This window comes from Microbacterium foliorum, assembly GCF_003367705.1.
GTDB lineage: Bacteria > Actinomycetota > Actinomycetes > Actinomycetales > Microbacteriaceae > Microbacterium > Microbacterium foliorum.
The window spans coordinates 124,601-138,944 of sequence record NZ_CP031425.1 but is presented as its reverse complement, the minus strand read 5'-3'; the positions used below and the strand labels follow the sequence as shown (position 1 = coordinate 138,944).

Sequence of the window (14,344 nt, the reverse complement as noted above, 5' to 3'; positions counted from 1 at the left end):
CATCCTGCCCGTGTTCACGGGGTCATCCCGCAACTCCGGCGCCCTCGAGCGCGAACAGTCGCAGCATCCGGGCAGCCTCGCCGGCGAGCGCCTCGCGCGCAGGGGTCAGGTACTTCCGCGAGTCGACCAGGCGCGGGTCGGCGTCGAGCGTCGCGCGGACCGCCCGAGTGAAGAAGCCGTTCAGGTGCGTCGAGACGTTGATCTTGGTCATCCCCGCGCGCACGGCGTCGGCGATCACGGCATCCGCGACGCCCGACGAGCCGTGCAGCACCAGGGGCACATCCAGCGCATCGCGAAGGCGGCCGATCAGCTCGAGATCGAGCGATGCGGTGCGATCGGTCATCGCATGCGACGACCCCACCGCCACGGCCAGCGCATCGACGCCGGTCGCGGCCACGAACGCCCGCGCCTCGTCGGGATCTGTGCGCACTCCGGGCGCGTGCGCCCCGTCTTTGCCGCCGACCTCGCCCAGTTCGCCCTCGATGTAGACGCCGGCGGCGTGCGCCCGCGCGGCGACGGCGGCGGTGATCGCGACGTTCTCGTCGTAGGGCAGTGCTCCCCCGTCGAACATGACCGAGCCGAATCCGAGGGCGATGGCCTCGTCGACGAGCTCCGGTCGCTCCGCGTGGTCGAGGTGCACCGCGACGGGCGTCTGCGCACGGCGGGCGATCGCGAGGGTCGCCAGCGCGATCGGCTCGAGGCCACCGTGATAGTCGGCGCAGTTCTGCGAGATCTGCAGGATCACCGGCAGGTGCGCTGCCTCGGAGGCCCGCACCAGCCCTTCGGCGGTCTCGAGGTGGATCACGTTGAACGCGCCGATGCCGGTGCCGCGGGCTGCGGCATCCGTCACGAGCTCGCGGGCGGAGACCAGGGTCACAGGGAGTCCTCTCGAAAGACGGGGGTGAAGGGTGCGACGAGGAGGCGCTGCTCGAGCGCCTCCCAGTCGTCGGAGATCTCTCCGGCGAGCGGCATCAGCACCGCCGCGGCCGACCAGGCGGTCGCCCGGCGCAGGATCGTCTCGGGGTCGCGCACGCCGTCGGCATAGAGCACGGCGCAGGCCGCGACGGCGGCATCGCCTGCACCGGTCGGATTGCCGGTGAGCGGGGTCTCGAGCCGTGCGTGCCGCACGTCGGATGCCGTCACCGCGAGCATCCCGTCGGCTCCGAGCGACAGCAGCACGAGATCGACGCCGCGCGCGATCAGCGAGCGGGCGCCGTCGACGGGGTCGGCGATGCCGGTCGCCTCGACGAGCTCGGCGGCATTGGGCTTGAGCACGGATGCTCCGGCATCCGCGGCGAGCAGCAGGGCGGGGCCGGAGGTGTCGGCGATCACCGGCACACCGGCGTCCCGGGCCGTGCCGATCAGCAGGGGCAGCAGCGTCTCGGGCGCTCCGGGAGGCAGGCTGCCGGAGATCACCAGCACCTGTGCTCCGGGAAGAGCGTCGACGACCTCGCCGACGAGCGTGACCCACTCGGCATCGGTCGGATTCACGCCGCGCTCGTTCACGATCGTGGTGTCACCGAGCTCCTGGTCGACCAGCGCGATGCTCCGCCGCGTGGCGGCCGCCACCGGCACGAGTCGGTGCGGCACGCCGCTGGCCGCGAGTTCGGCCGCGAGCTCGATTCCGGTGCGACCGCCTGCCGTCGACACCGCCAGCACGGAGGCGCCCTGCGCGTGGGCGACCCTGGCGACGTTGAGGCCCTTGCCTCCGGCTTGCGCCGCTCCCGCATCCGCGCGATGCGTCTCGCCGGGCGTGAGCCGATCGAGATGCCAGGTGAGATCGAGGGCGGGATTGGGGGTGACCGTGAGGATCATGCGAGCTCCCTCGCGCGCAGCGCCGCTCCGAGGATGCCGGCGTTGCCCGACAGCTCGGCCGGCACGAGGGCGGGGATGCGGTGAAAGCTCAGCCGGGCGGTCAGCCGCGCCCGGAGCTCGTCGAACAGCGCTCCGCCGGCGCGCGAGAGTCCGCCGCCGATCACGATGGCCTCGGGGGCGACGACCGCGGTGAGCTGGGCGAGCGAGAGGGTGAGGGCGTCGAGCGCGGAATCCCAGATCTCGGAGGCGACCGGGTCGCCGGCCGCAGCACGAGCGATCACGTCTTTCGCACCGTCGGGGGCGATTCCGGTCGCGTCACGGTACCGACGGGCGATCGCCCCCGCCGAGGCGACCATCTCGAGGCATCCGCGGGCCCCGCACGGGCACACGGGTCCGTCGGCGATCGGCGAGTGGCCGATCTCGCCGGCGTAGCCCCCGGCCGTGTACGGCTCACCGCCGACGAGCAGCGCGCCCGCGATGCCGGTGCCGATCACGAGAACGACGGAGTTCGCATAGGCGCGAGCGCCGCCGAGGCGATGCTCCGCCCAGCTCGCCGCGCGCACGTCATGGTCGAACGCGACGGGCAGGCCCAGCCGCGCGGCGGCGAGGTCGCGCAGCGGGGAGTTCTTCCAGCCGAGATTGCTGGCGAAGACGCCGAGTCCGGCATCCGCGTCGACGATCCCCGGCACCACGAGCCCCGCGGCGCGAGGGATGACGTCGGGGTGGTCGGCCTGCAGCTCCGCGGCGAGCACACCGAGGCGGTCGATGAGCACCGCGGTGCGATCGCCGTCGGCCGCGGGAGTCGGCGTGCGCCGCAGGCCCAGCGCCGTGCCGTCGGCGTCGAACAGTGCCGACTTGATGTCGGTGCCCCCGACGTCGAAGGCCAGCACGGGGACTCCGGGGCCGACCGTGCGCGCCGCGACGAGCGTCTCGCCGGACGGGTCGCGCACGACATCGGCGATGTGCGCGGCATCCTCAGCGCTGGTCATGGACTGCTCCGGACTCGGTTCGGGTCATGCGTCCAGGATGACGGATCGCGTGAGGTTGCGCGGCAGGTCGGGGTCGAGGCCGCGGGCCACGGCGCGGTCGAGCGCGACGCGGTGCAGCCGGACGAGGTCGGCCAGAGGGTCGACCGGATGCTGCACGAAGCGCGCACCGGTGGCGCGAACCTGCGCGGCCAGCCCCTCGGGCGCCTCGCCGAACTGCCAGGTGACGCGACCGGGCGCCGCGATCGCGATCGGACCGTGGCGGTACTCCATTGAGGGATACGACTCGGTCCACGACTGCGAGGACTCGCGCATCTTGAGCGCCGCCTCGTGCGCGAGACCGACGGTCCAGCCGCGTCCGAGGAAGGAGTACTGCTCGGCGTCCCGCAGCTCGCCGTCGTAGTCGTCGGCGAGGACGGCCGCCGCGTCCTCGATCGCGCCGGTGAGGTCTTCGCCGAGCGATGCCCGGAAGAGCGCGAGCGCTGTGGTGGCGAAACGCGTCTGCACGACCGACTTCTCGTCGGCGAAGGGCAGCAGAACCGCGTCGTCGACGAGCGACACGAGCGGTGAGGTCTCGTCGCCGATCACTCCGATCGTGGGCACGCGGCCCCTGATCCGGTCGACGAGCTCGAGCACCTCGGTGGTGGTGCCAGACCGCGTCAGTGCGACGACGGCGTCGTAGCCGCGGTCGACGAACGCCTCCGACGCGGCGAAGGCATCGGTCTCGCCATGCCCCGCGGTCTCGCGGAGGAACGCGTAGGACTGCGCCATGAACCACGATGTCCCGCATCCGACGACCGCGATGCGGGCCCCGGATGCCGGCAGCAGAGCCTGCGCGTCACGCAGATCGGCCGCACGCGACCAGGTCTCGGGCTGCGAGTGGAGCTCTTCGCGCATGTGTGCGCCGGGCTGAAGTTCAGGCATGTCAGATCCTCCGGACCAGATGTTGCAGGTTTGTGATCGTTTTATTGCTTATTCGATCATAGTATTTCGTCATCAGGAATCGATGCAAGGTTCCTCTTGATTTGTTTATTCTCCTGACAAATAATCGAACAAGTTCCACCGCCCCTCCACCGCCCGGTCTCGGAGGACCCCGAGCCGACCCGGCTTGACCGATCGCCCCGCCATCAGAACGGGCGATCACACGCACCGTCGCGTGCTGTGCGTGCGTCTGTGCACCACCTACACAGTGAGGAATGCAATACACATGAAGAAGTCACTGCGATTCGGCGCCGTCGCCCTGGCGGCGACCGCCACTCTCACGCTCGCTTCGTGCGGGTTCGGCGGCTCGACCGGAGGCGGGGGAGACGCCGACGGCGAGACCACGCTCGACCTCCTCGTGCCGAGCTACTCCGACGCCACGAAGGGCCTGTGGGAAGACGTGATCGACGGGTTCGAGAAGGAGAACCCCGACATCAAGGTCGAGCTCGAGGTGCAGTCCTGGGACAACCTCGAGAAGGTCGTCTCCACCAAGATTCAGGCCGGTGAGGCGCCGGACATCTACAACGGCGGCCCGTTCGCCGGGTTCGTCGGCGACGAGCTCCTCTACCCGGTGAAGGACGTCGTCTCGGACGACACCTACTCCGACTTCCAGGACGCATTCCTCGCGAACGCCGAGGTCGACGGCACCGCATACGCCCTGCCGCTGATCGCCTCAGCCCGCGCGCTGTTCGTCAACAACGCGCTGCTCGAGCAGGCCGGCGTCGAGGCGCCGAAGAACTGGGACGAGCTGCTCGACGCCGCGACCAAGGTGTCGGCGCTCGGCGGCGGCGTGGCCGGCTACGGCATGCCCCTCGGCTCCGAAGAGGCTCAGGCCGAGGCGGCCGTGTGGCTCTGGGGAGGCGGCGGCTCGTTCGGCGACGCCTCCGAGATCACGATCGACACTCCGGCGAACCTCGCCGGTGCCGAGCAGATCAAGAAGATGATCGACGCCGGCGCGACGCAGGCCGACCCCGGCTCCACCCAGCGCTCCCCCCTGATGGACATCTTCATCCAGGGCAAGATCGGCATGCAGGTGGGCCTGCCCCCGACAGTCGGCCAGATCGAAGAGGGCAACCCCGAGCTCGACTACTCGATCGTCCCCATCCCGACCGAAGACGGCTCGCCGTTCACCCTCGGCGTCATGGATCAGCTGATGGCGTTCCAGAATGACGGGGACAAGCAGGAGGCCATCACCACCTTCTTCGACTACTACTACTCGGCCGACGTGTACGTGCCGTGGGTGCAGGCCGAGGGCTTCCTGCCCGTCACCAAGTCGGGTGCCGAGCAGCTCTCCGGCGAGGAGGCTCTCAAGCCGTTCCTCGACGTGCTGCCCGACGCGCAGTTCTACCCGTCGACGAATGCGAAGTGGTCGGCCGCCGACGGTGCCTTCAAGTCGCTCTTCGGTCAGCTGCAGACGAAGTCCGCACAGGATGTCCTGACCGAGATCCAGGCGCAGGTCGACGCGGGCTGAGTCCCGCAGACCCTGCCCCACACCAAGCGACGGAGAGGTTCGGGTATTCCCATGAGCCAGACGACAGAATCCTCGAACCTCGCGGGGGCGGCCACCGGTCGCCCCCGCACCCCCGGGCGTCGCCCCGGCGCGCGGGCCGGCACCCGCGGCACCCGCGGCAAAGACCTCCTGCAGGCACTGCCGTGGATCGCGCCGGCGCTGCTGCTCATCATCGGCGTCGTGCTCTTCCCCGCCGGCGTGATGTTCTTCAACTCGACCCGCGACATCTCGCTCTCGGGCCTCGACAAGGGGTCGGTCGGCTTCGACAACTTCGCGACGGTGTTCGCGTTCGCCGAGTTCTGGCCGATCATCTTCCGCACCGTCGTCTGGGTGGTCGTGGTGGTCGGCTTCACCGTGATGATCTCGCTCGGGCTCGCCCAGATCCTCAACAAGGCGTTCCCCGGACGACAGATCGTGCGCATGGCCGTGATCGTCCCGTGGGCCGCATCCGTCGTGATGACGACGATGGTCTTCTACTACAGCCTCGAGCCGTACTTCGGTGTCTTCAACAAGTTCCTCTACGACATCGGACTCTCCGACGACGCGGTGGGCTACGGGTGGACGAAGAACCCGGCGACCGCATTCGCCTGGTCGATCGTGATCGCGATCTTCGTATCCCTCCCCTTCACCACGTACACGATCCTCGCCGGCCTGCAGACGGTTCCGGCCGACACCCTCGAGGCCGCGAAGATGGACGGCGCCGGCGCCACCCGCACCTACTGGACCATCGTGCTGCCGCAGCTGCGCAGCGCACTCGCGGTCGCCGTGCTGATCAACATCATCAACGTGTTCAACTCGCTGCCGATCCTCAAGGTGATGACCGGATCCATCCCGGGCTACGGCGCCGACACGATCATGACGATGATCTTCAAATACATCGAGCTGCAGAAGAAGGTCGATGTCGCGAGCGCGCTGTCGGTCGTGGCCTTCCTCATCGTGATCGTGATCGTCGCGATCTACGTCAAGGCCGTCAAGCCCATGAAGGAGGTCTGATCGTGACCCTGACCGAGACCGCCCTCGTCACCACCGCCGGAGACGACGCCGCACCCCGCATCCCCGGACGCAAGCGCCGGTACACCGAAGACCAGGTGACGCTGCCCCGCGTCATCCTGCGCATGGCCGCCGGCCTGCTCGTGCTCGCGATCTTCGTGCTGCCGTACCTGATCATGTTCTTCGGCAGTGTGAAGACCAAGCCGCAGATCCGGTCGGTCGACCCGACCTACCTGCCGATCGAGTGGCACTGGGAGAACTACATCTCGATGTGGTCGACCCCCGAGACGCCGCTGCCCTACAACCTGATCTCGACGATCATCATCGCCGTGTTCGCGACCCTGCTCGTGCTCCTGGTCTCGCTGCCCGCCGCGTACTACACCGCCCGCTTCACGTTCCCCGGACGCATGGTCTTCCTGTTCCTGGTGATCGTGACGCAGATGCTGCAGCCCGCGGTGTTGACCTCCGGCCTGTTCCGCCAGTTCACGGTGCTGGGGCTCAGCGACACGTGGGCGGCGATGATCTTCATCAACGCGGCGTTCAACCTGTCGTTCGCGGTCTGGATCATGCACTCGTTCTTCGCCGGCATCCCCAAGGAGATCGACGAGGCCGCCCAGATCGACGGAGCAGGGCGCTTCACCGTGCTCTTCAAGATCAACCTGCCGCTCGTGTGGCCGGGAATCGTCACCGCGATCGTCTTCACGTTCGTCGCCTGCTGGAACGAGTTCGCCGCATCGCTGGTGATCCTCTCCACCGACAAGAACCAGCCGCTGTCGGTCGCGCTGACCAAGTTCGTCGGTCAGTACGAGACCAGCTGGCAGTACGTGTTCGGCGTCTCGATCGTCGCGATCCTGCCGGTCGTCATCCTGTTCATGCTCATCGAGAAGCGTCTGGTCGGCGGGCTCACCGCCGGTAGCGTCAAGTAGGTCGTCGGGGTCCCTGGGCGGTCTCATCTCGTCCCGTCTGCAGGACTTCGGCACGGATGCAGGGCCATCCGGCCGATTCGATCGTGCAGCCGTGCCCCGGTCCTGCAGACGGTCCACCGGATTCGCCCAGCGAGAGTCCGGGCGATCGCCGTCTGCACATGGGCCCGGTTACGCTGGCACGGTCGACTCCGCCGTCCGGTGCGGTGAGGCAGGGGGGAATCAGATGACGTGGCAGGATGCGGGGCGCGTCGACAGACGTCAGACGACCGGTGCGTACCCCGGATGGGGCTGGGGCGTGGTGCTCGTGCCCGTGGCGGTCGGACTCGCGGCTCTCGGGATGTTCTTCCTCCGAGAGCTCGATCCCGGGGCGGGCACCCTGATCGGCGTCGCGCTCATCGCCTGGGCGGTGTCTCTCGCGATGCCCTTCTTCGTGATCGCCTGGTACGCGGCGCAGGCGGCGTGGAAGTCGTCACGCGAAGAGCGCGGGCAGACGTTTCGCGCGCCGTCGCACGCACTGCGGCGCATCGGGTTCAGCATGCGCTGGAGCTTCCACGCGCGCGGCGTGCTCTTCAACCCCGCGTCGTACGACGGACCGGACCTGCCGATGCTCGTCGCCGGCAAGATCGTGCACGTCCTCGCGATCGTCGTCCTGGTGATCGCCGGACTCGTCGCCGCGCTCGTCGGGATCGCCACGCGCTGAGAGTGATCCGGCGCCGTGGAGGCGTCGATTCGGGTGCGTCGGCGTTTGCTCCTCGGTCAGGGTGCTGCGACGGATGCCGGGCGCAGCTGCGCCGGGCTCCAGCGCACGCCCAGTGCGCGGGACAGCGCCACCTGGGCGACGCCTGTCGAGATAGAGGCGTCGGCGGCCGAGTACCGCACGGACACACCGACGGTGCCCATCGCCGGATAGTCGATCTCGCTCTGCACGAGTCGGAGGAACCGGTCACCGAGCGCCCGCGCCGGTCCGCCGATCACGACCTCCCGCGCATCGAGAACCGCCGCGATGAGACGGATGCTGCCCGCGAGAGCCCGCGCCCCGACGACCAGACGTCGCTCGTCGGCGGAGGCCGCGAGCACGGCGATCGCCGCCTCGTCCATCGCGTCGTCGACGTCGTCGCCGAGCATGGCCGTCATCGAGGCCACGGCTTCGAGGCATCCCCGCCGCCCACAGCGGCACGCTCGGGCGTCGTCGCCGAACTGCACTTGCACGTGCCCGATCTCGCCGGCCCGGTCGCGCGGGCCCGGGGCCAGTTCGCCGTCGAGAGTCACCGCCGCGCCGATGCCCGTGCCGAGGTGGACGAAGAGGCGGTAGCCGGCGGCCTCGTCTTCGCGGGCGGCTTCGGCGATGGCCTCGGCATCCACGTCGTTGACGAGCAGCACCGGCACGCCGATCGCCCGTTCGAGACGGTCGGCGAGCGCGACGTCGGTCCAGTCGAGCTGCACACTCTCGAGCACACGACGTCCGTCCGTGGTGCCGGGCAGCTGCACGCCCACCACGAGAAGGCGACCCGCGTACTCCGCGGCGATGCGGGCGACGGCCTCATCGAGGACCGCGTCCCTCGAGCTCGGTGCGTACGAGATCCGGCGGGACTCGACCACGGTTCCGTCGAGGGCCACCAGAGCGAGCGCAGCCTCGGAGGGCCTGATCACGACGACGACGATGAGGTGACGGCTCGCGTCGATCGTCAGGGTCGTCGCACGCTTGCCTCCGGTGCTGGCCGCCTGCTCGCCGTCGACGATGAGGTCGAGATCGATGAGCTCGGCGACGAGCGACGACGCGGTCGCCGCGGTGAGGCCGGTGGCCCGGGCGATTCCCGCGCGGGTCTGCACACCGGGTTCGCTGAAGACGAGCTGCAGAGCACGGCGCAGGTTCGCCCGACGGAGGGCCGCCTGGGTGTCGAGGGTGTCATCGCTGTTCAGCATGGATCCGATCCCGTCGACGCCCTCTGTTGACACGCTCCGATGCCCTGCGTACGCTCGGTCATAGTTTATTCAATAAACTTAGTTCGGTCTCCGGGCGGGTGAGTGCTGCACACACTGTCATCCGCTCGGACGACCGGATCATCGTCCTTCTGCGGCTTCGGTGTGATGGCGGATGACCTCGGCCACCACGAAGTTGAACCACTTCTCGGCGAACTCGGGGTCGAGATGCGCCTCCTCCGCGAGCGACTTGAGCCTCGCGACCTGTTGCTCCTCGCGGCCGGGGTCGGACGCCGGCATCTCGTGCATGGCCTTGAGCTGGCCGACCTGCTGCGTCGCCCGGAACCGCTCGGCGAGCATGAAGATGAGGGCGGCATCGATGTTGTCGATGCTGGCGCGAAGGCGGAGGAGCTCAGCCCGAGGATCTTCGACGGCGGTCATGCCCCTACTCTACGGAAACACGGGGCCACACGACCCTCCGTGTGCGCGGGCGCGGGCTCCACATCCTGCAGGCGGCACCCGCGTCGGCAGTATCGTGAGCACATGAGCCGTGAAGATCAGGACCCCTCCTCGACAGCGCCCGATGCGGCATCCGGGGCTCCCGCGGCGGCCTCGCTGCCGGCTCTCACCGTCGACACGGCAGCAGCGACCGAGCATCCCGTTCCGGCGGACCCGCACGACGCCGAACCGCACGCGACCGACCCGCACACCACCGGCCCGGCCGACACCGCTGTCGCACATGCGCTCGCCTCCCCCCGTCCGGTGATCATCGAGCCGATGACCCCCAGCCGTTCGTTCTGGACCCGGATCGACCGCCCCTTCGTGTTCGGCTTCCTGGTGACGCTCGGCGGTCTGGCGGCCCTCGTCCTCGGCCTGGCGGTCGCCAACCTCTCCACTGTCCTCATCTACATCGCTCTCGCGCTGTTCGCCGCCCTCGGCCTCGACCCGACCGTGCGGTTCCTCGAGCGACGCGGGCTCTCGCGGGCGCTCTCCGTCGTCGCCTCGATCGCCGGGCTGGTCGTGGTGATCGCGCTGGTCCTCTGGATGGTGCTCCCGGTCGTCATCGACCAGATCGCGGGCTTCGTCAAGGCCGTCCCCGGCATGATCCAGGAGTTCACGCGCAGCGACATCTACGCCACACTCGACGCGCAGTTCGGCGATCAGTTCCAGACGCTCGTCTCCGACGTGCAGAAGTTCCTCACCGATCCGGGCAACATCGCCGCGATCGGGGGCGGGGCGCTGCAGGTCGGCGCCTCGATCGCGAACGCCATCTCGGGAATCATCGTCGTACTGGTGCTGACTCTCTACTTCGTCGCCACGCTGCCCGCGATGAAGGTGGGGATGCTGCGCCTCGCTCCCGCCCGCGACCGCGCTCGTGCGAGCGACATCACCGATCAGATCACCGATTCGGTCGGCGCCTACGTGATGGGCATGGTGGTGCTCGCGTTCTGCAACGCGATCCTCGCGTTCCTGCTGTACTTCTTCCTCGGGCTGCCCTTCCCTCCGCTGATGGCGACGGTCGCGTTCTGCATCACGCTCATCCCGCTCGTCGGTTCGGTGATCTTCTGGATCATCGGCACCGGACTCGCGCTGTTCAGCGATCCGATCGCTGCCCTCGTCTTCGCGATCGTCTACCTCGTCTACATGCAGATCGAGGCGTACGTGATCACCCCGCGCGTGATGAACCGTGCGGTCGCCGTGCCCGGAGCCCTCGTCGTGATCGGCGCCCTCGCCGGCGGCACGCTGCTCGGCCTGCTCGGTGCGCTGGTCGCTGTTCCGGTTGCGGCATCCATCCTCATCATCATCAAGCAGGTGCTGATCCCCCGGCAGGACTCCCGGGTCTAGCGCTCGCTACCCGCCGGCGGATGCAGAAGTGCCCGGCCCCCGTGCGGGACCGGGCACTTCTGCGACGGGACGACAGTGGTCAGCTGAGGTCGTTGTCAGCCAGCCACTTCTTGGCGATCTCGGCGGAGGACTGCTGGTCGACCGTGCTCAGCACGTTGAGGGCGACGAGCTCCTCACCGGTCAGCTTGGCGCTGATCGCGTTGAGCACGTCGGACACGTCGTCGGCGATGTCACTCGAGACGATCGGCACGACGTTCGACGAGATGATGAGGTTCTCGGGGTCTTCCAGGGCGACGATGTCTTCGGTCTCGAAGGCCGGGTCGGCGGTGTAGATGTCTGCGACCTGGATCTGGCCGGCGAGCAGCGACTCGAGCGTGGTCGGGCCGGTGGCCGAGAACGTCAGGTCGACGCCGTAGACCTCTTTGGCCCGGGCCGGGCTGTACGGACGCTGCTCGAACTCGGGCGACGCGCCGATGGTGACCTGCGAGGTGACCTTGCTGAGGTCGCCGATCGTCTTCAGGTCGTTCTCCTCGGCGAAGCTCTTCAGCACCGTGTAGGAGTCCTGGTCGGTCGCTTCGGCGAAGTCGAGGGCCGTGAGGCTGTCGGGCAGCGCATCCTGCAACGCGGCGTAGACGTCATCGGGGCTGGTCACGGTCACGTCGTCATCGGAGATGTACTCGAGCAGGCTGCCCGTGTACTCGGGGAAGACGTTGATCGCGCCGGACTCGACGTCGGGCATGTACGCGTCGCGCTGGCCGATGTTGAGCTTCTTCTCGACGTCGAAGCCGGCGCCCTCGAGCGCCTGCGCGTAGATCTCGGCGATGATCTCGTTCGAGTAGTACGCCTGAGAACCGACGACGATCGTGTCTCCGCTGCCCGAGCCGGAGCTCGACTCGTCGGACGGCTCGTCGAGCGGGTTGCTCGAGCTGCAGGCGGACAGGGCGAGCGCCGCCGCGGCGACGAGGCCTACGGCGAAGACGGAGCGCTTGCCTCGTGCTGTGAACGCTGTGAACATGGACTTCCTCTTCTCTGGGACTGCTGTGGGGTGGTGCACGGTGAGGGGCGGTTCAGGCGGCCGCGGGCGTCACGGCTGCGGGTCGCGCCGAGGCTCGGCCCCGGGGCTTGGTCTGCCGGCCGGTGCGCAGGCCCGCGGGGACTGCAGCATGCTGGGCGGCCGCGAGCAGCAGGTCGACGATGAGAGCGAGCACGGCGACGATGATCGCGCCGGCGAGCACCTGATCGAACCGACGCAGCGGGATGCCCTGGATGATCGGGTATCCGAGGCCGCCGAGGTTGACGTATGCGGCGATCGTGACCGTGGCGATGACCTGCAGCAGAGCCGAGCGGATGCCGCCGACCAGCAACGGCAGACCGAGCGGCACCTCGACCTTCCAGAAGACCTGCCAGCCGGTCATGCCCATGGCCTTCGCGGCGTCGATGACCCGACGGTCGATGGCCTCGAGCCCCGTGTAGGCGCCCGCGAGCAGCGACGGGATCGCCAGCAGCACGAACGTGACGACAGCGGCCTGCGGCACGCGGAGGACGCCGAGCAGAAGGACGAGCAGGACCATCAGTCCGAAGGCGGGGATCGCGCGAGCCGCTCCCGACACGGCGACCGCGATCTCGCGACCGCGTCCCGTGTGACCGATGAGCCAGCCGATCGGGAGGGCGATGACCGCCGCGACCAGTACCGAGACCGCCGTGAGCACGAGGTGCTGACCGAGCAGCACGGGCAGCGCGTAGCTGCCCGTCCACTGCGCGGGGGCGAGCATCCAGGCGATGGCTTCCGCGAAGAGGTTCATGCGGGAGCCCCCACGGCGAGCGCGCGGGCGGCGGTCGGCTTGGACGCGGCGCGTGTCCACGGCATCAGCGCGCGACCGACCAGCAACAGGATGAGGTCGATCACGAGGGCGATGACGACGACTGCGATCACGCCGGCGAAGACCTCGGCGATGATACGGCGCTCGAGGCCGTTGGTGAAGAGATAACCGAGGTTCGTGACGCCGATCAGGATGCCGACCGTGGCGAGCGAGATCGTGCTCACCGCGGTGACTCGGAGCCCGGCGAGGATGACCGGTCCGGCGAGGGGGAACTCCACCGCCCAGAAGCGGCGGAAGGCGGCGAATCCGGTGGCGGTCGCCGCCTGTCGCACTCCGTCGTCGACCGAGTCGAGGCCGTCGGACACCGCCCGCACGAGAATCGCGATCGCATAGATCGTCAGGGCGATCACGAGGTTCGACTCACTGATGGCCGAGTAGCCGAGGGCGGCCGGCAGCAGGATCAGCAGCGCGAGCGAGGGGATCGTGTACAGCAGACCGGTCAGGACGATGATGGGTCCGCGCACGAGTCGGAACCGCCAGGCGACCCACCCGAGAGGCAGCGACAGCACGAAGCCGAGCACGATGGGGATGATGCTCTGCCGGAGATGCACCAGAGTCAGCTCGAAGATGAGACCGAGGTTGTCGGTGACCCAGTTCACGCCAGATCGCCCCGAACGGCACCGAGCGCTTCCGCATCCGGTCCTGCGAGAGGACCGTCGGACCTCTCGACGTCGGCCACGATGGCTCCCTGCGTGCGACCTTCGGAGTCGACGACGACGGTGCCGTGCGGCGTCTCCCGCAGATGCAGAGCGCGGCGTCCGCGGTCGGCACCGATGAAGGACGACACGAAGTCGTCGGCCGGGTTCTCGATGATCTCGCTCGGGCTGCCCACCTGCACGATGCGCGCGCCCTTGTCGAGGATCACGACCTGGTCGCCGAGCAGGAACGCCTCGTCGATGTCGTGCGTGACGAAGACGACCGTCTTGTCGAGCTCGCGCTGCAGCCGCAGCGTCTCGGTCTGCAGATCGGCGCGCACGATCGGGTCGACCGCGCCGAACGGCTCGTCCATGAGCAGGATGTTGGGGTCGGCCGCGAGCCCGCGGGCCACGCCCACGCGCTGCTGCTGCCCGCCCGAGAGCTGGCTCGGGTACCGATCGGCCAGCGACTGGTCGAGGCCGACGGTCGTGAGCAGCTCGCGCGCCCGGTCGTGGGCCGGCCCCTTCTTGACCCCGGTCAGGCGCAGCACGGTGGCGACGTTGTCGATCACGGTGAAGTGCGGCATGAGCCCGGAGTTCTGCATGACGTACCCGATGCTCCGCCGCAGCTGCACGGGATCGCCGCCGAGGACGTTCTCGCCGTCGATCTCGATGTCACCGGAGGTCGGTTCGACCATGCGGTTGATCATGCGCAGGAGGGTGGTCTTGCCACACCCCGAGGACCCGACGAAGACCGTCGTCTTGCGGGACGGCAGCACCAGGCTGAAGTCCTTCACGGCGGTGGTGCCGTCGGGGAACTGCTTGGTGACGTTGCGGAATTCGATCATGGCTGGTC

The 14,344-nt window shown here is 68.8% G+C and carries 15 protein-coding genes; 5 read left to right on the top strand and 10 right to left on the bottom strand.

The genetic code is table 11. The features are described from left to right. Nucleotides 1-22: 22 nt before the first annotated feature. From DXT68_RS00720 to DXT68_RS00705, 4 genes are read right to left on the bottom strand one after another with little or no spacing between them, the layout of a single operon-like run. Nucleotides 23-877 carry a class II fructose-bisphosphate aldolase gene (locus DXT68_RS00720; protein ID WP_045252637.1) on the bottom strand — a complete coding sequence of 285 codons (855 nt, stop codon included), beginning with the start codon at nucleotides 875-877 and terminating at the stop codon, nucleotides 23-25. After that, nucleotides 874-1,815 (bottom strand): 1-phosphofructokinase family hexose kinase, encoded by a 942-nt coding sequence (locus DXT68_RS00715; RefSeq protein WP_045252638.1) that lies wholly within the window; start codon nucleotides 1,813-1,815, stop codon nucleotides 874-876. Before DXT68_RS00715 ends, DXT68_RS00720 begins: the two co-directional genes overlap by 4 nt. Next, complete coding sequence (locus DXT68_RS00710; RefSeq protein WP_082068763.1) at nucleotides 1,812-2,804, bottom strand: ROK family protein; 993 nt, start codon at nucleotides 2,802-2,804, stop codon at nucleotides 1,812-1,814. Before DXT68_RS00710 ends, DXT68_RS00715 begins: the two co-directional genes overlap by 4 nt. Before the next feature lie 24 nt (nucleotides 2,805-2,828). Beyond that, nucleotides 2,829-3,725: an SIS domain-containing protein gene (locus DXT68_RS00705; protein ID WP_045252639.1), complete on the bottom strand. Its 897-nt coding sequence runs from the start codon at nucleotides 3,723-3,725 to the stop codon at nucleotides 2,829-2,831. A gap of 283 nt (nucleotides 3,726-4,008) precedes the next feature. Between DXT68_RS00705 and DXT68_RS00700 the strand changes: the two genes are divergently transcribed. From DXT68_RS00700 to DXT68_RS00685, 4 genes are all read left to right on the top strand, one after another. Continuing rightward, a complete protein-coding gene (locus tag DXT68_RS00700; protein ID WP_045252640.1) occupies nucleotides 4,009-5,253 on the top strand; it encodes an extracellular solute-binding protein in 1,245 nt (414 codons plus the stop codon). A gap of 51 nt (nucleotides 5,254-5,304) precedes the next feature. After that, the gene (locus DXT68_RS00695) at nucleotides 5,305-6,285 is read left to right on the top strand and encodes a carbohydrate ABC transporter permease (RefSeq protein WP_082068764.1); all 981 of its coding nucleotides are present in this window, start codon (nucleotides 5,305-5,307) and stop codon (nucleotides 6,283-6,285) included. Between the two features lie 2 nt (nucleotides 6,286-6,287). Next, nucleotides 6,288-7,208: a carbohydrate ABC transporter permease gene (locus tag DXT68_RS00690; protein WP_174233181.1), complete on the top strand. Its 921-nt coding sequence runs from the start codon at nucleotides 6,288-6,290 to the stop codon at nucleotides 7,206-7,208. Nucleotides 7,209-7,431: 223 nt separating this feature from the next. Beyond that, nucleotides 7,432-7,908: a hypothetical protein gene (locus DXT68_RS00685; protein WP_045252641.1), complete on the top strand. Its 477-nt coding sequence runs from the start codon at nucleotides 7,432-7,434 to the stop codon at nucleotides 7,906-7,908. A 56-nt stretch (nucleotides 7,909-7,964) separates the two neighbouring features. Here the strand turns inward: DXT68_RS00685 and DXT68_RS00680 are convergent, their stop codons facing one another. Then, a complete protein-coding gene (locus DXT68_RS00680) occupies nucleotides 7,965-9,164 on the bottom strand; it encodes an ROK family protein (RefSeq protein ID WP_244918551.1) in 1,200 nt (399 codons plus the stop codon). Nucleotides 9,165-9,269: 105 nt separating this feature from the next. Then, the gene (locus tag DXT68_RS00675; protein ID WP_045252643.1) at nucleotides 9,270-9,569 is read right to left on the bottom strand and encodes a chorismate mutase; all 300 of its coding nucleotides are present in this window, start codon (nucleotides 9,567-9,569) and stop codon (nucleotides 9,270-9,272) included. 102 nt (nucleotides 9,570-9,671) lie between these two features. Between DXT68_RS00675 and DXT68_RS00670 the strand changes: the two genes are divergently transcribed. Next, nucleotides 9,672-10,973 (top strand): AI-2E family transporter, encoded by a 1,302-nt coding sequence (locus DXT68_RS00670; protein ID WP_244268074.1) that lies wholly within the window; start codon nucleotides 9,672-9,674, stop codon nucleotides 10,971-10,973. Between the two features lie 79 nt (nucleotides 10,974-11,052). On the opposite strand, the gene DXT68_RS00665 is transcribed toward DXT68_RS00670, so the two are convergent. From DXT68_RS00665 to DXT68_RS00650, 4 genes are read right to left on the bottom strand one after another with little or no spacing between them, the layout of a single operon-like run. Then, entirely contained in the window at nucleotides 11,053-11,988 is a 936-nt protein-coding gene (locus DXT68_RS00665) for an ABC transporter substrate-binding protein (RefSeq protein WP_045252644.1), read from the bottom strand. Between the two features lie 52 nt (nucleotides 11,989-12,040). Continuing rightward, the gene (locus DXT68_RS00660; RefSeq protein ID WP_045252645.1) at nucleotides 12,041-12,775 is read right to left on the bottom strand and encodes an ABC transporter permease; all 735 of its coding nucleotides are present in this window, start codon (nucleotides 12,773-12,775) and stop codon (nucleotides 12,041-12,043) included. After that, entirely contained in the window at nucleotides 12,772-13,452 is a 681-nt protein-coding gene (locus DXT68_RS00655; RefSeq protein WP_045252646.1) for an ABC transporter permease, read from the bottom strand. The genes DXT68_RS00660 and DXT68_RS00655 overlap by 4 nt, the downstream gene beginning before the upstream one ends. Then, nucleotides 13,449-14,336, bottom strand: coding sequence for an ABC transporter ATP-binding protein (locus DXT68_RS00650; protein ID WP_082068765.1), 888 nt, complete (start codon nucleotides 14,334-14,336; stop codon nucleotides 13,449-13,451). Before DXT68_RS00650 ends, DXT68_RS00655 begins: the two co-directional genes overlap by 4 nt. Between the last annotated feature and the right edge of the window lie 8 nt (nucleotides 14,337-14,344).